This window comes from Acinetobacter sp. YH12144 (genome assembly GCF_013418345.1).
Classification (GTDB): domain Bacteria; phylum Pseudomonadota; class Gammaproteobacteria; order Pseudomonadales; family Moraxellaceae; genus Acinetobacter; species Acinetobacter amyesii.
Map to the genome: position 1 here is coordinate 195,800 of NZ_VPCD01000001.1, position 18,085 is coordinate 213,884.

General features: G+C 40.4%; 18 protein-coding genes, 1 other RNA gene and 1 pseudogene. 7 read left to right on the top strand and 13 right to left on the bottom strand.

The genetic code is table 11. The features are described 5' to 3' along the window. Positions 1–12 precede the first annotated feature (12 nt). Complete coding sequence (locus FTU79_RS01070; protein ID WP_168378073.1) at positions 13–945, top strand: hypothetical protein; 933 nt, start codon at positions 13–15, stop codon at positions 943–945. Positions 946–1,230: 285 nt separating this feature from the next. Here FTU79_RS01070 and FTU79_RS01075 read toward each other — a convergent pair whose 3' ends face one another. From FTU79_RS01075 to FTU79_RS01090, 4 genes are read right to left on the bottom strand one after another with little or no spacing between them, the layout of a single operon-like run. Beyond that, positions 1,231–2,103 (bottom strand): alpha/beta hydrolase, encoded by an 873-nt coding sequence (locus tag FTU79_RS01075; protein ID WP_180008944.1) that lies wholly within the window; start codon positions 2,101–2,103, stop codon positions 1,231–1,233. 25 nt (positions 2,104–2,128) lie between these two features. Beyond that, positions 2,129–2,827 (bottom strand): BON domain-containing protein, encoded by a 699-nt coding sequence (locus FTU79_RS01080; protein WP_078192932.1) that lies wholly within the window; start codon positions 2,825–2,827, stop codon positions 2,129–2,131. Positions 2,828–2,887: 60 nt separating this feature from the next. Beyond that, complete coding sequence (locus FTU79_RS01085; protein ID WP_180048774.1) at positions 2,888–3,295, bottom strand: YraN family protein; 408 nt, start codon at positions 3,293–3,295, stop codon at positions 2,888–2,890. 46 nt (positions 3,296–3,341) lie between these two features. Further along, the gene (locus FTU79_RS01090; RefSeq protein ID WP_180048732.1) at positions 3,342–4,286 is read right to left on the bottom strand and encodes a penicillin-binding protein activator; all 945 of its coding nucleotides are present in this window, start codon (positions 4,284–4,286) and stop codon (positions 3,342–3,344) included. A 10-nt stretch (positions 4,287–4,296) separates the two neighbouring features. Here FTU79_RS01090 and rsmI point away from each other — a divergent pair, with 10 nt between their 5' ends. Both rsmI and FTU79_RS01100 read left to right on the top strand, forming a co-directional pair. After that, complete coding sequence (gene rsmI / locus FTU79_RS01095; protein ID WP_078189168.1) at positions 4,297–5,139, top strand: 16S rRNA (cytidine(1402)-2'-O)-methyltransferase; 843 nt, start codon at positions 4,297–4,299, stop codon at positions 5,137–5,139. A 104-nt stretch (positions 5,140–5,243) separates the two neighbouring features. Next, complete coding sequence (locus tag FTU79_RS01100; RefSeq protein ID WP_180048733.1) at positions 5,244–5,666, top strand: hypothetical protein; 423 nt, start codon at positions 5,244–5,246, stop codon at positions 5,664–5,666. 114 nt (positions 5,667–5,780) lie between these two features. On the opposite strand, the gene FTU79_RS01105 is transcribed toward FTU79_RS01100, so the two are convergent. The 6 genes from FTU79_RS01105 to FTU79_RS01130 form a co-directional block, all read right to left on the bottom strand. Next, positions 5,781–6,029 (bottom strand): hypothetical protein, encoded by a 249-nt coding sequence (locus tag FTU79_RS01105; protein ID WP_078189169.1) that lies wholly within the window; start codon positions 6,027–6,029, stop codon positions 5,781–5,783. Between the two features lie 174 nt (positions 6,030–6,203). Beyond that, positions 6,204–7,448, bottom strand: coding sequence for an FAD-dependent monooxygenase (locus tag FTU79_RS01110; protein ID WP_180048734.1), 1,245 nt, complete (start codon positions 7,446–7,448; stop codon positions 6,204–6,206). Further along, the gene (ubiH, locus tag FTU79_RS01115; RefSeq protein WP_180048735.1) at positions 7,445–8,653 is read right to left on the bottom strand and encodes a 2-octaprenyl-6-methoxyphenyl hydroxylase; all 1,209 of its coding nucleotides are present in this window, start codon (positions 8,651–8,653) and stop codon (positions 7,445–7,447) included. The genes FTU79_RS01110 and ubiH overlap by 4 nt, the downstream gene beginning before the upstream one ends. Positions 8,654–9,177: 524 nt before the next feature. Continuing rightward, positions 9,178–10,212 (bottom strand): tetratricopeptide repeat protein, encoded by a 1,035-nt coding sequence (locus FTU79_RS01120; RefSeq protein ID WP_180048736.1) that lies wholly within the window; start codon positions 10,210–10,212, stop codon positions 9,178–9,180. A gap of 190 nt (positions 10,213–10,402) precedes the next feature. Further along, entirely contained in the window at positions 10,403–11,737 is a 1,335-nt protein-coding gene (gene pepP / locus FTU79_RS01125) for a Xaa-Pro aminopeptidase (protein WP_180048737.1), read from the bottom strand. A gap of 131 nt (positions 11,738–11,868) precedes the next feature. Continuing rightward, on the bottom strand, positions 11,869–12,486 hold the full coding sequence (locus FTU79_RS01130; RefSeq protein ID WP_180048738.1) for a UPF0149 family protein: 618 nt from the start codon (positions 12,484–12,486) through the stop codon (positions 11,869–11,871). A 64-nt stretch (positions 12,487–12,550) separates the two neighbouring features. Between FTU79_RS01130 and FTU79_RS01135 the strand changes: the two genes are divergently transcribed. From FTU79_RS01135 to ssrS, 3 genes are all read left to right on the top strand, one after another. Further along, entirely contained in the window at positions 12,551–13,102 is a 552-nt protein-coding gene (locus FTU79_RS01135; protein ID WP_180008929.1) for a hypothetical protein, read from the top strand. Between the two features lie 2 nt (positions 13,103–13,104). Then, the gene (locus FTU79_RS01140) at positions 13,105–13,392 is read left to right on the top strand and encodes a cell division protein ZapA (protein ID WP_168378082.1); all 288 of its coding nucleotides are present in this window, start codon (positions 13,105–13,107) and stop codon (positions 13,390–13,392) included. Between the two features lie 99 nt (positions 13,393–13,491). Continuing rightward, a non-coding RNA gene (ssrS, locus tag FTU79_RS01145) (6S RNA) lies at positions 13,492–13,674 on the top strand. Positions 13,675–14,146: 472 nt separating this feature from the next. On the opposite strand, the gene FTU79_RS01150 is transcribed toward ssrS, so the two are convergent. Both FTU79_RS01150 and FTU79_RS01155 read right to left on the bottom strand, forming a co-directional pair. Beyond that, positions 14,147–14,611, bottom strand: a complete 465-nt coding sequence (locus tag FTU79_RS01150) for a hypothetical protein (RefSeq protein WP_180048739.1) — start codon at positions 14,609–14,611, stop codon at positions 14,147–14,149. 84 nt (positions 14,612–14,695) lie between these two features. Next, a complete protein-coding gene (locus tag FTU79_RS01155) occupies positions 14,696–15,895 on the bottom strand; it encodes a YncE family protein (RefSeq protein WP_257223193.1) in 1,200 nt (399 codons plus the stop codon). 329 nt (positions 15,896–16,224) lie between these two features. Here FTU79_RS01155 and FTU79_RS16700 point away from each other — a divergent pair. Continuing rightward, positions 16,225–16,326: pseudogene (locus tag FTU79_RS16700) on the top strand (IS5/IS1182 family transposase); the annotation flags it as partial. 88 nt (positions 16,327–16,414) lie between these two features. On the opposite strand, the gene FTU79_RS01160 reads toward FTU79_RS16700, so the two are convergent. Continuing rightward, positions 16,415–18,019, bottom strand: a complete 1,605-nt coding sequence (locus tag FTU79_RS01160; RefSeq protein ID WP_168378085.1) for an isocitrate lyase — start codon at positions 18,017–18,019, stop codon at positions 16,415–16,417. Between the last annotated feature and the right edge of the window lie 66 nt (positions 18,020–18,085).

Consider the following 18,085-nt stretch of genomic DNA (forward strand, 5'->3'; position numbering starts at 1 on the left):
TCAATTGTGCATATGAAAAAACAAAATAGCCCTGAAATTATCACTATTGAAGATCAAACTTTTGGTAGTCATGTTGAACATTGGAATTTGCTTACAGGCAACCCGACAACGGATGTACCAGTTTGGCTGGGTCAGGCATTGGATGCACCCATTATGCCGATGGGCTTATGCGCACAAGAATCTGATATGGATCAAAGTACCTGGCTGATTCAAGGTCCATCACAAGCGTCGATTCAACTGTGCCAAGTGATTGCGGTAGAAAATAATAAACCTAAAGCCGTTAAAACTGCATTTCCAAGTTTTGATAGCCCATATAAAACCAAAGCCACCATTGAACGTATTATTACCTGTAAATCCAATACGCAAGCTGTGCTTTGCCTCGACTTAGGCGCAAATACCAGTGTGTATGCTTTTGATAGTTTATATAGCGTCAATCACGACCAATATGAAAAAGATGCAAGCTACAGTGTGCAACTCAATGCTTGGGCCTATGAACTTGAAGCTGTCGCTGAACATGAACAGCTCGTCGTTGACGATCCTGCATCGATAAAACATCATCGTGCTTTAAACGATATCTTGACAGCAAATAATGGTGTTGCCCCTGCAGACTTACACGAACAGATTAAAGCGTGGCAACCGAAGTCTGAAGATGACAAAGCACCAGTCACCGTCGATTTTTCTAAAATGGTTGCATACCTATATGGTGAAAATCTTGGCCAAGAAGACGAAGCTTGGTTCCAAGGGCATATTGTTGGCAAAACTGCCATGCAATTTAAAGAGCAAGACTATACGCTGTATGATGTGACCTTAATCCACGAAGAAAACCAAGAAGCGGTGATTGTTCGTGTTGCAACACGAAATCCGGCGCATAAAGATTTCAATGTTGGGCAATATATTCGTGGCAATCTGTGGATACAAGCCAATATTTACGCGAAATCTGCCTAATTGGAATTCAAATCTAAGAAGAAAAAAACCACCAAAATATGGTGGTTTTTTTATTACTTAAATTAGTATTTAACGTCAAACACTAAACTTCTTTCATAAATCAATTTTAAATCAATACTTAATTCACAAAAAATATTCCCTCTCCTTTTCAAGGATGAGCATAATTACGCGCAAGAAGGAGAGGATTTATATGAAAAATTTCCCTCATCTTAGAGGAAGAAGGGCTTTCAGTATTAATCTTGCTACGAATTAATGATCATTTTTTTGACTTATGAAAGCTATCTACTAGCGTGGACTAATTTCATCGAGTACACGCATGATTTCAGCTTTGGTTTTAAAGAAGCGACTAAATAAACTCGAAACTGAACCAATCATCGTGATGTGCCCAACACGTGGGATTTGAATCAACTGACTGTGGTTGCCTGAGGCTTTTAATCGACGATCTAAATCTTCACTATTGCTATAGCCAACGATATTGTCTTTGTCCGCAGTGAATAGATAATGCTTCACTTGATTATGCTCAACAAAATAATATGGCATCACTTGTTGATAAGGTACATTTTGATCAAAGGCATCTGCACAAATCGGATCACCTTTATAATCAAAATGATATGGCCCTGCCAATCCCACAATTGCACGAATATTCTCTTTCACTTGTAGCTGATAAGGCGTCGGATGATACAGTGCAGACATGACATTAAATGCCCCTGCCGAATGTCCCATTAACACCACATTTTCCACTTCAATCTGCAACTTATGCTGAGACTGCGTCAAATAGTTTAATGCAAGGCTAAGATCATCAATTGAAGCCGGAAAAATATATTCAGGTGCGAGATGGTAATTAATGACAGCAACATCGAAGCCTTCTTTGGCAAAAGCTTCACCAATGAATCCATAATCCTTTTTGTCACCATGCATCCACGCTCCACCATGTACAAACACGATGAGTGGACGTTGCTGACGAGGTGCTGACGTGCGATACAAATCTAGGCGATGGCGCGCTTTTAGACCATAAGGGATATTGTTTTGAACATGATATCCTTGTTTGGGTGTCAGTCGATTTAATGCATAACTGCCAAAATCATATAACCGAAAATTTCGGTATAAAGATTTAGCCAAATCCATTTTTTGCTGAAGCCGCAGAGACCATTGATTCATATTTTACAGCATCATTTCCGACATTTTATTGAGCATTTGGATCGACAGCATCCGGATCTATCGCTACAGGCGTTTGTACTTCAGGTTGCACATTACCTACAGCAGGTGTGGTGTAACTTGAGTTAATTGAACGTGCCTGTGGATTTGGGTTCTGATCAATATTATCGATTAAAGTGACAATTCGCGTTACATTACCCACTTGTTGCAAGATTTGATTTAAGTCTGTGATTTCCGCACTGTTTAAACGGCCCATCACATAAAGAACAGCATCTTCAGTATGAATGTGTACTTTGCTGTCAGATACCACAGGCGCTTTCATAATCAAACCACGGGTATTCGCAGTGACCGCAGTATCTTGCATGATGGTGCTATAGCTGATCTGATTACCCACTGTAATATAGTTATGTACAGTTTTGACATCACTCATTGAACGGACATTTTCTTCTGCCAATTCTTTTAAATGATTATCTGGCACCTGCCCAGTCAATAAGACATTGCCATGAAAACTTTCAATATTGACACGTGACTGTTTAAAACGAGTATCTAATTTATATAAGTTAATTTTTGCTGTTCGAACAATGGAAGAGTCAATAAAAACTTGTCCCAATGAGCGTGCGCCGCTTTCAGTTCCTACAGGTGCTGATCCTGTTCCATTCGAAATAAAACTCGCACAGCCAGATAAACTTGCGACACAAAGCATCGTTATTGCAATACGCTTAACCACTCAGCACGACTCCTCAAATTTCCACACGTATTTTTCTATGCGTTTACACAGTTTGTTTTATCAAAGATTAATCAACTCTTGATCAAAAGTAAAAGCATTTTCAATCCATTGCTGATGATACGGGTATTTAGAAAAGTCTTGCTGTAGTGTTTTTGCAAAGTGTTGATAAAAATCAAAACAAATTGCATCAAAGCGACAATAATAATTTTGAAAATGTGACTGTTCATTTAAAAAATGCAACGCAGTCTTCATCATCTTACGTTGTTTATGAATAGAGATACTTTCGATGGCTTGGGCATAACGGGTATGCGAACGAGCTTTAACTTCAATAAACACCAATTCTTGACCACGTGTGATGATCAAATCAATTTCACCATAACGACTATGATAATTCTGTTGCACCTGTACATAGCCTTGCTGCTCAACCAAATGCAGCGCTTGCCGTTCTGCCCACTGCCCCAGATTCATCTGTCCCAAATTCATCTGCTCTAAGTTTAGCTGCATCATTTCATCCCTAAAGTGAGATTGCCACGATGCCTTTTTTACTTCGCTCATAGCAGTGAGGAACACGCTGAATATTGTTTTGACTAATTTTGATTAGCCCTGTTCTTCCCTGAAACTCAATGCTTTTTAATTTCGGTTCTTGCAAATATTGTTTTGCGATATGCCATGTGTCTCCGCCAAAAGCTAAAAGACGTTGATATGGCATATCTACTGGATTTTCCTCATAAGCTCGGATCAGGTCAGGCCAACGTGCGTCATGCAAGGCAGGTGCATCACAAAATTTCAGCCCTACAGGAATGGGCTTTGTGGCTTCAATCGCATTGGCAACGGTATATAGTTTTGCTTTAGGTAGTTTTTTTTGACTGTTTAACCATTCATTATTGCCCAGCAACAGCACCCCTTGATTTTTGTCCAGCTTCGTTGGGAGCTGTTCAACCACTTGAATCGGCACTGAACTTTGGCTGATTAAGGACATGAGCAATAATTCATGTTCTGCCTCAGTTGCGGGCTGACGTAACACTATCACTTGCGCTAATTTGTCTTTTTCGAAGACTTTTTGGAGTGCTAAAGCATCATCACGTTTCGATAGACTGTACTGCCAGACGTTTGGAATTTGGCTGGTCGTTTCATTTAAAGCCAACACGCGGACTTTAGGCTTTGCTTTTACAAGTGCTTCAACATCTTGGCGTGCTAAAGGGCCAATCACCAATTGAGTTTTTTTATTTACCTGTTGCTTCAATATCGCTGCAATTTGCTTTTGATTTGAATCTACAAACTTAATGGGTACTTTGTAGTCTGACGATTGATATGCACTATTGAAACCTTGCTTAATACTGGATGCGGCTCGCGCCATAGGGCCAGATTCAGGTAGAATGACCAAGACGTCTGCCTGTGCAGCAGTAAACAGACTGCTTAAAAGGCAAAGACCCAAAATTTTGTTCTTATTATCCAACATGGAGAAACCTATGAGTGCTCAGTTATTTGTTGTTGCAACTCCAATCGGGCACTTAGATGATATTAGTTATCGTGCAATTGAGGTATTGAAGTCGGTTAAAATTATTGCCGCCGAGGATACACGAACTTCCGCACAATTACTTAAACATTTTAGTATCAATACGCCTTTAACTGCTTGTCACGACCATAACGAAAGCAACAAAATAGACCAGCTCATTGAACGCCTAGAAAAGGGTGAAAATATGGCGCTGATTAGTGATGCAGGCACACCATTGATCAGTGACCCCGGCTTTAAACTGGTTCGTGCTGCACAAGAAAAAAATATTCGTGTCATTCCTGTGCCGGGTGCCTGTGCTGCCATTGCAGCTCTCAGTGCTGTCGGTCTGCCCAGTGACCGTTTTAGTTTCGAAGGCTTTTTACCTTCTAAACAGTCACAACGTCTTTTAGCACTAGAAAAACTGAAAGACGAAACTCAAACCATGATTATTTATGAAGCGCCGCACCGTATTGTGGATTGCCTAAAAGATATGTCGAATGTCTTTGGTGCCGATCGTCCTGTAGGCTTTGCACGTGAAATTACCAAAACATTTGAAACCATTAAAAAAATGTCGTTGGGTGAATTGGTTCATTTTGTCGAATCTGATCATAATCAGCAAAAAGGCGAAATTGTTTTGGTTATTGGTGGTGCGACCGAAGAAAAAGACCTAGAGCAAGAAAAGTTAGACAAATTGCTGACACGTTTACTTCAAGATTTGTCCGTTAAAGCTGCCTCTCAGTTGGCTGCAGATTTAACTGGGATTAAAAAGAAAGTGGCCTATCAACGTGCTTTAGAGTTAACCCAAGCGAACGATTAAGCTTAATTTTTTTTATTTTTAATTTGAACCGCTTATGGGACCTACGGGTTCCATAAGCTATCCCATACAATAATTTAAATATAATGAAAAAAGTTGCTTATAACATGTCCATAAATCTATCTGTCAAAAAACCGCTGATGTTCATTCTCTTTAATCTGGTTTGGCTCACCGCCCTTGCACATATTATTTATACTGGCATTCAACCCTATCCGCACTATATTAGTGGCGAGCAAATGACGGCCGATCATAGCGCGATTGCGATGGTCTGTGGATATTGTTCCCTCTATTTTGTAGTCGGTAATTTACTGAAACTGAGCCAATTTTGGGATAGGCATCGCTATTGGGCTTATGTCGTTTTGAGTGCGGTATTACTTTTTCAATCTTTTGTCGCTGCTGTGGCGGCCATGCATGCACCGCCGTATATTGCTGCATTTATTATTAATTGTATGTTTTTGCTTTTACTGCATTTTGTTTTCTATCCTATTTACGCGATCAGTCGTAAATATATGAAGCCAAAGACGACTTAAAATAACTACACAACGTCATAACTAAACATGCTTAGTTTAAAAATGAATGACCTTCAGCCTCGCACAAGCGAATGAAGCAAAAAAAACACCACATGACGTGGTGTTTTTTCATTTTTAATCTTTTGCCGATTCGTCTGGAGGGACTTCGGTAATACGACCACCACGCGCTAAGAACGCAGCAACTTCATCTTCAAGCGCCTGACGTTGTTTTAGTTTTGCTGTCACTGTTAATGTTTCAGCTTCAGAGGTGTCACCATCAGAGGCAGAATCAGCTGCGTCACCTGCACCTTTTTCAGCTGCTTGTGCTTCATCTTCATCAACTACTGAATCTTCTGGATCATCATAATCATTCATATCAGTCATTGTGTTCTCCCCGCGAATGACTTCTGTTTGCCAGCGAATGGCTGGTTTTAAATTAACAGAAATTTAGCAATCTCTGAGCATTTCGACTAGTACCCACAATCAAAAAATCGTATCTTTTTTAATCAAAATCGTAACCTTGTTTATACAACTGTCTAAAAAATATCTGACTTTGACCTAAGCTGCGTAGATTGTATCTTTTAGAATACTCAGACCATTGGCTTGAGCCATAAACGCATCTTTTAGAACTGTCTGATTTTCCACTTGTTTTAAACCAAAGTTTCGCGCCCACACCACAGGTGAAAAAGTGGTAGTTTCTAACCAACCAATTGCGGACATACTATGCATCATGGCATCGTTTTGCCCTTTACGACGATGTTCATAGCGTTTCAAACTTTGTTCATGTGCCCACACACCTCGTTTTTTATCGGTTAAAAGCACATCACAAAGCACTGCTGCATCTAAACAGCCAATATTCACGCCTTGTCCTGCAAGCGGATGAATCACATGGGCCGCATCACCAATCAACGCCAGACCATCATGCACATATTGCTGTGCAGCTCGTGCCTTCAATGGAAATTTAGCACGTGGCGTTGCTTCTAAGACCTCGCCGAGCATGTGATGACTTTCTCGAGTGAGCAACGCAGTAAATTCAACATCGGATAAAGCCACATATTCATCGGCATAATCATCTGGTAAGGTCCACACAATCGATTGCCAATAACCGCTTTCTTCTTTTTTCAGACTCGCCATCGGCAAAAATGCCAAAGGTCCAGTTTCTAAGAAAATTTGACGCGCTACATGCTGATGCGGTTGGGCGGTTTTAATTGCACAGCTCACACCGGCTTGTTTATAGTCCAGCACATCTAGATCGATGAAAGATTGCTCACGGACAAATGAGTTTGCACCATCTGCACCAATCACCAATTTTGTTTTGAGCTGGGTACCATCTGCAAGGTGAATGATCCACACACCAACGCCACGCTCAACTCGACTGACCTTAACTTGGGTTCGGTAGTCTTCAAGCTGTTCTAGCATTTTTTCTTGAATGGCTAAATTCAATACACTTGGTTCAACCATTGAACCTAAAGCTTGCTCAACTGATGGTGTTTGATCTGCAACATGACCAAAATTGATTTCGCCATAGCCATTTTTATTCCACACCTGCATGCCTGTATAAGGCTGCTGACGGGCAAGCTTTTCCCAAACGCCCACAGTCTTGAGTAAATGAATGGTGGCTTGACTGAGCGCCAAAACTCGAGGATTCGCAACACTTTTGGTTTTTTCTGCATCCAATATAGGTGCCGCATCCAATACCGTAGCCTGCACACCGCCCTGCGCCAATAACAATGCCGTTAAGCCACCGACCAAGCCGCCGCCGACAATCACTGCATCCAGTACATCTGTATGATTTAAACTCATGCTTTTAGCCCCATTGCATAATTCGCGACCAAAGGCTTGATACCCGGAATGGTGTCAAAGGCAACTAATCCTGTATTACGGATCAATTTTAAAATTGGGTTCTGGTTGCTAAAACCACGTACAACTGAATCACAGAATTTAATCACCCGCTGCTGATCGGTCAGGCGCGATTTTTCATAATCCAGCAGCATAGCTGCATCACCCAAATCGGCATTTTTTTCAACTTGCTCTGTTAAATAACGACGCAGTACATAGGCATCGCGCATACATAAGTTAAAACCCTGACCCGCCACTGGATGAATGGTATGTGCAGCATTGCCCATCAGCACTACACGGCCGACAGCTTGTTTTTCTGCAAGCACTTGGGATAATGGGAAGCTGAAACGTTTACCCGTTTTTTGGAATTTACCTGCACGGTCGCCATAGGTTTCTTGTAAGGCATCTAAGAAGTGCTGATCATTTTCATCACCCATCCACTCGCCTTCAGTTCCTTTAGGAACAGGCCAAACCACTGAGCGGCGGTATTCACCCGGAAGTGGCAATAGCGCTAACGGGCCAAGTGGACTAAAGCGCTCGAAACCGACATGAGCATGCGGTTTAGAGGTTTGCACCGTAGTGACAATCGCCACTTGGTCATAGTCATGTTCTGATGCGCCAACGCCTAGGGCTTTGCGGCAGAATGAATCACGGCCATCTGCGGCAATCACGATTTTAGATTGTAGTTTGAGCTGTTCTTCAGCACGCTGTGCTTCTATATATGCAAAGTCTGCATCTTGCGTCAGTGAAGTCACTTGCACGCCATCAATTAATTCAATCAACGGTTCTTTTTTGACTTCTGCGAGCAACACACGACCTAACCATGCATTTTCAATCACCTGCCCAAAGCTTTCGACTTTTTCTTGTTCTGCTTTGAGTCTTGCCTTACCAAAACTGCCTTGCTCTGTAATATTCACTTCTAAAATAGGTGTGGCGTGTTCCTGCAAAGAATCCCAGAGGCCTAGTTCTTGATAAATTTGCACCGTACGGCGTGACAAGGCGCTGTTTCGTGCATCAAAACTCGAGTGATAAGGCTCAAGGTTTGCATCATCATAATTGGGGTATTTAGTGGCTTCTAAAAGTTTTACGCCAATTTTGTCTTTGGCCAACATCAATGCCAGACTCAGTCCGACCATACCACCACCCACAATGATGACTTCTTGCTGCATGCTTACTTCCTTTTTTATCAAGTATTCGAATTTAGGAAATTCACTCGAAATACATATAATCTGTAATGGATTTTATCTTACATCAAGGGCATGATTTTTTATAATGAAATACAAATTTGTTGCGGGTATTTGCACTGAATAAATACAAAATAAATCATCTCTCGCCGTAAATATTCATCTCAAAAAATAGCGAATCACTTAAAATCACAATAAAAATGACTGAGCCGATTAAATTTCCGGCTCAACCACAGATCATTTTAATTTCAAGCATCAGCTTCCTCATTCAAATGATTCACATCGCCCTTCATAAAAAGTGCCTTGTTATTCTGCCTAACTGATGTTACGCAGTAACATCAGTAATTTAAATAAGGTGCTTAGGAAGTTAAGCATTAAAATACTGGATTAATTTCTGTAATCGAATTTCTGCATCTTGATTAAAAGCATTCGCAGCTTGGTGATACCAGCGCTTTGCTATCTTTAAGTCTAGATTTACACCATTACCCAGCTCATACATTAAACCAATTTTATAGGGGGGCAATTGCACAGCCTTGTTTTGCCGATTGCTTGTACAAGTTCATAGCTAGATTATAATCTTGATCAAGAATTTCGCCCTTTTCATATATTTCAGCAAGGGCCGTTCTTGCGTTTATATTTCCCTTTTCCACTGACTGATTCAGTAGATCTAAAGCAATATGAACCTCTGTTTTACATGGTTTTTTGAACAACAGCGCTGCTAACTTCAGCATCGCCGCATCATCCCCTTGATCAACCGCTTTTTGATACCATCCTTGTGCTGTTAAATCATTTTTTTCGACGCCGCATCCCATTTCATACATTTCACCCAATTTAATTTGGGCTGCAATATCCCCTCTTGATGCTAAACTTAAATAATCATCATAAGTACGCTGATTGTTATACTTAAACTTTATTTTCTTTACTGGATTATAATCACTATCAAAGATTTCAAAACCGACATAGATTTTAAAGAGTTCAATCAATAACAGCCGAACCAATTGAGTATGATAAATTAAATGATCCTTTTCGCTAAAATAATAATATTGATAATAGCTTTCCAAATCTTCATTGATCTCTTCTTTTAAACTGTTTAAATCAGTCATCCATTTTTTTTGAATTTTGCCATTTTCAACATATTCGTATAAATATCTTGTTGAAAAGTTTAACCATTCTTTTTCAAAATCTTGTATTTGCCCATCCATGTAAAGTTCATCTTCTTCCGCTTGAATGACACATCTAATTTCTGCACCCTCTTTATAAAGCGCATAGCTATAGCTTGAATTTGTGTCTGCAAAATCAAAGAATATCATCCATTTAATCGGTAACCCACTGCTCAGCAAGCTGCTCCATTTTTCAGGTTCAGTAAAAGCAAAATGCGCTAATCCGGCACTATTGATACAAACAACCTGATCCGTCAGCCACTCTATATCTAATGCAGATTTTGAGTTTTCTTCAAAATAAACCAGCCAATCATTTACCAGTCTTTCTATATCCTGTTGATTGCCATTAAAGGGAATAACCACCCCAGCTTTTCTAACGCCCATAATTATGATTAAAATAAAAAATTTATACGATTAATTTTAAAAGACTTATATCTAATTTTTGTAAAAACTTAACATCAGAAAATCAACTACATTGCTAATTAACATTGTCTGTATGATTAGTATTTATATGACTGCTTATAGATAAAAAAAAGCCGATCATCTGACCGGCTTTTTTAAATACTGTATAAACTTAAGCGGCTTTCGCTTTCGCCATCAGCGCTTCAATCTCTTCTACAGATTTCACCACTGCAGCGGTTAAAACACGTGGACCATTTTGAGTTGCTACAACATCATCTTCAATACGGATACCAATACCACGCCATTTCGCATCAACGCTTTCATCATCAGGCGCAATATAAAGACCTGGCTCTACAGTCACAACCATACCCTCTTCATAGGCACGCCATTCACCGTCTTGTTTGTAAGAACCAACGTCATGCACGTCCATACCGAGCCAGTGACCTGTTCCATGCATATAGAACTGGCGGTAACTTTCTTTTGCGATGATTTCGTCAATATCGCCCTGCATAATGCCAAGATCCAGTAAGCCTTGAACTAAAATACGTACTGCGACGTTATGCGGTTCTTTATAAGAGTTGCCAATGCGTACCGCATCAATCGCCGCAATTTGCGAATCGAGGACAACGTTATAAAGTGCTTTTTGTTCAGGGCTAAACTTACCATTGACTGGGAAAGTACGGGTAATGTCTGAGGCATATAGCTGATATTCACACGCTGCATCAATCAGTACCAAATCACCATCTTTCAGTTCTTTGTCATTTTCCACATAGTGCAAAATACAGCCATTTTCACCACCACCAACGATGCTATTATAGGACGGTACACAACCATTTTGACCAAAGACATAATTCAGTTCTGCTTCTAGTGCATATTCCATCATGCCCGGTTTAACCGTTTGCATGGCGCGGGTATGCGCTTCTGCTGAAATATCCGAAGCAATCTGCATCAATTCAAGTTCATCATCAGACTTATGCAAACGCATTTCATCAATGATGCGATCTAGTTGAATGACTTGAGCAGGCGCACTTGCACCCTTACGTGATTCACCACTTGCAGCCGAAATCCACTGCGCCACACGAGCATCGAAATCAGCTTGCTGACCTATTCGATAGAACAATTTATCTTTATTTTGTAATTTTTCTAAAATTTCTTCATCAAGCAAATCAATTGCATAAGCTTCATCGGCTTCATAATCATCTACTGCCCCATCTACACCCGCACGATAACCATTCCAAATTTCCATTTCACGGTCACGTTCACGGCAGAATAAACTGTAGCTATAACCTTCTTCTTCGCTATCAAAGGTTTCAATCACTGCAACCGCTTCAGGTTCAGCAAAACCTGTTAAATAAAAGAAACTACTATCAGCTCGAAATTTATAATCTGCGTCGCGATTACGCATGGCTTCTTTGCTCGTGGCAATAATTGCAATACTACGTAGTCCCATTTCACCCGCAAGGATGTCTCGACGTTCTTGAAAATCCGCTTGAGTTAATTTCTTCATTTAAATACTTCTTATACCTGCTGGCTGATATTGTTTAAATTTTGATTCAATTGAATATGAATCTCTCAATCTATGTGAGGCATGTATAAAAACACGTAATACCTCACATAGATATAAGCAAAATTAATGCCTTAGCTCGGACGATGTGGGGTGAACATTTCAACCACATTCCCCACTTGAGCCGATGAATTTTTAGCGCTCAGTTGTAGCAACGGTGTTTCTGAAACATCAACTTTGGTACGTCCCATCGACAGACTCACTGGGATTAAACGAACAAATTCGTATAATTCCTGATAGCTTTCTTCACCTTCTTCATCATCATCTGAATCTTCAAATTCTACTGAAGCAACATCTTGTAAATGCTCAATCAATTCTTGTTCATTGGTACGCAGATGTCCTGCCGCTAAACCAAAACCAAGAACCACACCTGCACACCAGTCTGCCAAGGCTTGCACACGTTCACCAAGTAAGTGATCATCATCTGGTAATAAAGGAAGATAGTCGAGTTCATCATCTGAAAGTGAATGAGCAACATCTTCTGCTTCTTCAGTTAACAATGCCAATGCATCTTCATCTAATTCAGCTACATCAAGTGTTGCTAAAATTTGTTGCCACTCTTCACGACTCGGTGGTTGTGACACACAAACTATACCAGTGAGTAAACCATGTAACTCACTTGGGCTTGAAATTTCTTCAATTTTAGAAAAATTGTGGGACCAATCTGACCAACCTGAAATATCGTCTTGCATTCGCTTATCCAATCTCTATACTTCGTATATATTACCTTTGTTTGCAAGACTGTGCGACTACGTTATGTTAGAAGAATTACAGCGTCTCCAAGCGCATATTAGCGTTTTAAAAACGCGACTGGCGCAATTTGAAAGCGAAAATGGTGCCTTACATGATGAGAAAAACTCATCAAATGAGCAGCATCATGCTCAAATTGTACATAAGAACGGCATTATCACCTCGAAACAAGAAGAAATTGAAACACTGAATGAGCAATTAACTGATTCACGTGCTCAACTTCAACAGCTCAATACTGATGCAACTGCTTTGGCTGACCGATACAGCCGCCTCGAAAAAAGCTGTACTGATCTAAAAAATCGTTTTCAGGAAATTTTGGCAGAGCGTAATGAGTTACGTATCGTCAAAGAAAAAATGCAAAATGAACAACGTCATGCTCAGCAAGAAATTCAAGGTTTAAAGCAAGAACGTGAACGTCTGCTACAAAAAAATGAACATGCCAAGGCCAAAGTTGAAGCGATTATTCAACGTTTAGCAATTTTAGGTACTGCTCAAGATCAACATGCACAAGAAATTCAACAATTGGCACATCCGACTGAAAGTAATGAGGAAGTTTGATCATGAGTGAACAAATTGCAGTTGATTTAAAAGTTCTAGGTCATAGTTTCCGTTTAGCAACGACTTCTGACCAACAAGCAGATTTAGAACGTGCAGCGCAGCTGCTGAATGACAAATACGATGAATTTCGTCGTAAAGCGCCACGTATGGAACCAAGCAAGTTGATCATTATGGTCGCACTTGAGTTAATGCAAGAAGTCCTGTCGATGAATAAGAGTTTGCAAGAATATGCAAACTGCGAACTTTTGTTGCAAAATATTTTGGAACAAGTGGAAGAATTGACTGATTAATCGGTGGTTTAGTGATTATACTTTGCCCGATTGCTTCATTTTAAACACTTTGTCAGCGTTTGGTGATTTGCCAATAACGCTGAATTCGTTATACTGAGTACATCTCTGAGGTGTTCGCCAGCTAGGTCTAATCCCCTGCCGATACTTAAACTTATGGATGTATTCTGTATATTCTGAGCGTATGCCCTCCTCGTGTGGGAAACCCAGCGAGTGTACGTCGCGTCCACCTTGAACTCATCGGGTTCAGGGTCACGACATTTGCAGCGGCATCTTCGGAGTGTTTATCTTCCAAGTCATTAAATGAATTTTCAGCATTCAACTCAATTCAAAAATATTCTAAAAAATTCACTATTCTATTTCTGCGCTATTCGACTCCTGTTCTTTTCTTAAAAACTGATGTTACGCACATAAAAGTAATTTCGTATTTTTAAAATAATTTTAAGCCTATTCGACGGAGTCTTACATCTAAGGATTAAATAAAGAGATTAGCCTTCGGCTGGAGATACTTTTGTTTCGGCAAAAGTACCCAAAACCATTGTCATCCGCAAAACTCGTTCACTACCGTCAAATTATTCAAAGCATCACAAAAACATTTTTGATTAGAAGTAGTCCTGTCTTAAACACTTGCGGATGACGTTACCGCGTATCGTTGTTTTATTTGAAGCAAATTGCGCTTTGATGTTACTGCGTAACATCAGTTAAAAATTTTTATTCAAGTTTGTTCACCTTCAAAAGCTGATTTAATCCGCCTTATTCAATTTTTGAGTTGTTCCAATTTAGCTTGCTGCCCATCTAAAAATCGATCCATTTCGGGAAGTATTTGGCGTAAATATTGAATAGATGAAATAGCTTCATCCACGTTCACGACGCCTTTTTCAACCAATCTGTATTGCTGCTCGAGTAAAGCGAGTACTTGATTTTGATTCGGCTGCTGCCCCTGACTCATCTGTGTGTTTATTTGCTGAAATTGTTGATATACCTGTTCACGTTGCTGTAATAGCTCAGAGTGCGTTTCTCTGTCGAGTATTGATTGTTTGGAATTAGAACTTGAATGCTGCAATACATTTTCTGTAGTTCGCTCAGAACGTGTTTCAGACACTTTTTGTTGATCTAACGGTAGCTGTTCATGAACCTCCTGCTGCTTTGGTTTTAATAACTGAATCATCAACAATAAAATCAAGCCAACCACTAACCCAATAACAATCCATTTCTTATACATGATTCAATCTCTAAATGTTTTTCAATTAAAAATTCAGAGCCGATTTGACTCTGATTTTTCCATTTTCTTTTGATTTAAACTGTTTTACTGACTGCCCCATCCTGCTGGTGCATAACCTAAACGAACACGCTGTGGGTGATTGCCAACTGGAACTGTGATGACTTTTTCACCTGTTGCAAAATCAATCACGGTTACTGCATCTGTGGCACTTTCAGAAATGACACAACGCTTACCATCTGGACTTTGCGTTGCCCAATACGGTTTGCCTGCAGCAATCAATTTCGCCGCGGTCAAAGTTTTACGATCGACGATGGTGGCATAATCATCCATCGTTCCTGCAACACATAGTTTTTCACCATCTCCACTGATTGAAAGCCCATGATGACGTGAGTCATTTACCCATTTCGTGCGATCAGAGGGAATAGTTGTACTTCCCGGAAGCTGTGCAATGCGCGTGACTTTGTCTTGATTGAGATCATATTCGACCAGACCATTAAAAAATGAGACCTGAGCATAGATTTTGGATTCATCTTTACTAAATACAATCGGTCGAACTGAGTTAGACAGGTCTTTACGGCCAAAGGCATCCAATGCAGGTCGAAAATCAATTTTTTTCAAGACTTTAAAATTATTAGCATCGGCAATGGTGATATAGCGTTTGCCTTTAGTGAAATCCTGCCACGCTGCATCCATTGAGGTTTCCACATTACCTATGGCTGAGTTAAGAATTTTTGTGCCACCATCAAAGTAAATATTTTCATGTGGCTTATCTCCTGTGGCAAAGCGCCCGAGCTCCTTGCCTGTGTTGATATCGAGTATATGTACGACATTTCCTGAAGACGCTGATACTGCAACCTGTTGCCCATCAGGGGATACTGCCATATGGTCTGCTCGAAATCCCTCAACGGGTGTGCGCCAATTAATTTTCCCTGTTGCTATGTTAATCGAGACTACATCTGCAAAACTTGGGCGTGATGCAACTACCGATTTGCCATCTGGTGTGGAATACATGTCATCGACCAATTGATCATTTCCCTCTCCTGCCGTATTACGAATATAGCTATAAGCGATTAATTTTACTGGGTTGAGGTAAATTTCAGTGAGGCGTTGTTTTTTGTCGGGCACCATATTGATGACACCAACTTTCTGATAGTTTTTTGCAGGATTGATCACTGTAACCGTACCATCCCAATTATTGCCGACAAAAAAGACTTGCTGGCTATTGGGTGGAACGGGTGCAGTGGTTGTCGCTGCGAAAATAAGTGGCGACACCGTAACTGTCATACAAAGAAGTGTCCTGATCCAGAGATTTTTTTCCATTTTTATTGTCCATTCATTTGTTTTTATGCATACCTTTTGACCAAAGCCATAAGATAAGTGTCGCTTTTTTAGCGCAAAGAAAGCTTATTAAATATACAAGTGTAGATATAGCGTATTTGTTTTAATTCCGATGAGTTGTTGATTAAAGGCGCACAAACCTGCCACTAAAGGCTTCTTCAATAATGTAATATTCTATCTCTGCTCCATTCCACCACTTTTCTTTGCTTCAAATATTTCATTCAAATCTTTTCAATTTCAAAAGCTTATTTAAGAGTTGTCCCAGTTTGGCTTGCTATCTATCCAAAAAAACAATCCAGAATACATTTGCAAGACTCAAGCAGAACTATGAAAAATCAGTTGCCTTAGCTTACATATTTATTTGGCTGTCATTATGAAATATCAACAGAACCTAAATTCAACACGATTTTAAGGCCATAAAAAAACCCAGCTTTCGCTGGGCTTTTTTTCGAATCAGTTCAATGCTTAGTGAGCAGCGAATTGGTTCATTGTGTTTTTCGCATCGTCACCCGCTTTAAGCGCGTTGTCACCAGCGAAGATTTCTTTGTGGTCGTCACCGATGTCAGAACCAGCCATTGCTTGGTGTTTAACACAAGAAATCGTACCGCGGATTTCTTTACGTTGAACGCCAGCTACATAAGCAAGCATACCTTGGTCGCCGAAGTAACCTTGAGCAAGCTCGTGAGTAGAAAGAGCAGCTGTATGGTAAGTCGGAAGTGTGATCAAGTGATGGAACACGCCCGCTTCACGAGAAGCATCAGCTTGGAACGTACGAACTTTTTCGTCAGCTTCAGCAGCTAATTCAGAGTTATCGTATTCAGCGCTCATTAGTTTAGCACGGTCGTAAGCAGAAACGTCTTTACCTTCAGCAACCCAACGGTCGTAAGCTTGTTGACGGAAGTTTAAAGTCCAGTTGAATGAAGGCGAGTTGTTATAAACAAGTTTCGCATTTGGAACTGTTTCTTTAACACGGTTAACCATGTGAGCGATTTCTTCAACGTTTGGAGTCGCAGTTTCGATCCAAAGAAGGTCAGCACCATTTTGAAGGCTAGATACACAGTCAAGTACAACGCGGTCAATTTGCGTGTCTGGACGGAACTGGTACAAGCCAGAAGCAAGACGTTTTGGACGGTGAAGTTTACCGTTACGCTTGATTAGGATTTCGTCTTCTTGAGCTTCTGAAATGTCAATTTCAGTTGTGTCTAAGTAGCTGATGTATTGAGAAGCGATGTCGCCTGGCTCTTTAACCACTGGGATTTTTTGAGTCAAGTCAGCGCCTTCAGAGTCAGTACGAGCAACGATGATACCGTCATCAAGACCCATTTCTAAGAATGCATAGCGAAGAGCGTGGATTTTCGCGATGAAGTCTTCGTGTGGAACTGTAACTTTACCAGCTTGGTGACCACATTGTTTAGCGTCAGATACTTGGTTTTCGATTTGAAGTGCACAAGCACCCGCTTCGATCATTTTCTTAGCTAGTAAGTAAGTCGCTTCTTCGTTACCGAAACCAGCGTCGATGTCAGCAATAATTGGCACAACGTGAGTTTGGAAACCGTCGATTTGAGCAGTGATTTCAGCAGCTTTAGCAGTATCACCAGCTTCGTTTGCTTTTTTAAGCGCACGGAACAAGTCGTTTAATTCTTTCGCGTCAGCTTGACGTAGGAAAGTGTAGATTTCTTCGATCAATGCAGGTACTGAAGTTTTTTCGTGCATAGATTGGTCAGGAAGTGGACCGAATTCTGAACGAAGAGCTGCAACCATCCAACCTGAAAGGTAGATATAGCGACGTTCAGTTGTACCGAAGTATTTTTTGTTCGCAATCATTTTTTGTTGTGCGATGAAACCGTGCCAGCAACCTAATGATTGAGTGTATTTGCTAGAATCAGCATCATAAGCAGCCATATCACGACGCATAATAGCAGCTGTATATTTCGCAATGTCTAAACCAGTTTTGAAACGGTTTTGCATTTGCATACGTGCAGCATCTTCTGGGCTAATATCGCGCCAAGTGCTTCCGAATTTTGCTTTTAATTCACGGATTGCATCAATCGCTGTTAAGTATGTAGACATGATATGTTCCTGTAATAATATTAGGATTTTTCTGCAACGTAAGGCTAAAATCATACCCTCGAATGA

Bases quoted from the DNA above. Each gene is read 5' to 3' on its own strand.
- FTU79_RS01070 (WP_168378073.1), top strand. From the start codon at position 13: ATGAAAAAACAAAATAGCCCTGAAATTATCACTATTGAAGATCAAACT.
- FTU79_RS01075 (WP_180008944.1), bottom strand. From the start codon at position 2,103: ATGAATCAATGGTCTCTGCGGCTTCAGCAAAAAATGGATTTGGCTAAA.
- FTU79_RS01085 (WP_180048774.1), bottom strand. From the start codon at position 3,295: ATGAATCTGGGGCAGTGGGCAGAACGGCAAGCGCTGCATTTGGTTGAG.
- FTU79_RS01090 (WP_180048732.1), bottom strand. From the start codon at position 4,286: ATGTTGGATAATAAGAACAAAATTTTGGGTCTTTGCCTTTTAAGCAGT.
- rsmI (WP_078189168.1), top strand. From the start codon at position 4,297: ATGAGTGCTCAGTTATTTGTTGTTGCAACTCCAATCGGGCACTTAGAT.
- FTU79_RS01100 (WP_180048733.1), top strand. From the start codon at position 5,244: ATGTCCATAAATCTATCTGTCAAAAAACCGCTGATGTTCATTCTCTTT.
- FTU79_RS01105 (WP_078189169.1), bottom strand. From the start codon at position 6,029: ATGACTGATATGAATGATTATGATGATCCAGAAGATTCAGTAGTTGAT.
- FTU79_RS01110 (WP_180048734.1), bottom strand. From the start codon at position 7,448: ATGAGTTTAAATCATACAGATGTACTGGATGCAGTGATTGTCGGCGGC.
- ubiH (WP_180048735.1), bottom strand. From the start codon at position 8,653: ATGCAGCAAGAAGTCATCATTGTGGGTGGTGGTATGGTCGGACTGAGT.
- FTU79_RS01120 (WP_180048736.1), bottom strand. From the start codon at position 10,212: ATGGGCGTTAGAAAAGCTGGGGTGGTTATTCCCTTTAATGGCAATCAA.
- pepP (WP_180048737.1), bottom strand. From the start codon at position 11,737: ATGAAGAAATTAACTCAAGCGGATTTTCAAGAACGTCGAGACATCCTT.
- FTU79_RS01130 (WP_180048738.1), bottom strand. From the start codon at position 12,486: ATGCAAGACGATATTTCAGGTTGGTCAGATTGGTCCCACAATTTTTCT.
- FTU79_RS01135 (WP_180008929.1), top strand. From the start codon at position 12,551: ATGTTAGAAGAATTACAGCGTCTCCAAGCGCATATTAGCGTTTTAAAA.
- FTU79_RS01140 (WP_168378082.1), top strand. From the start codon at position 13,105: ATGAGTGAACAAATTGCAGTTGATTTAAAAGTTCTAGGTCATAGTTTC.
- FTU79_RS01150 (WP_180048739.1), bottom strand. From the start codon at position 14,611: ATGTATAAGAAATGGATTGTTATTGGGTTAGTGGTTGGCTTGATTTTA.
- FTU79_RS01155 (WP_257223193.1), bottom strand. From the start codon at position 15,895: ATGACAGTTACGGTGTCGCCACTTATTTTCGCAGCGACAACCACTGCA.
- FTU79_RS01160 (WP_168378085.1), bottom strand. From the start codon at position 18,019: ATGTCTACATACTTAACAGCGATTGATGCAATCCGTGAATTAAAAGCA.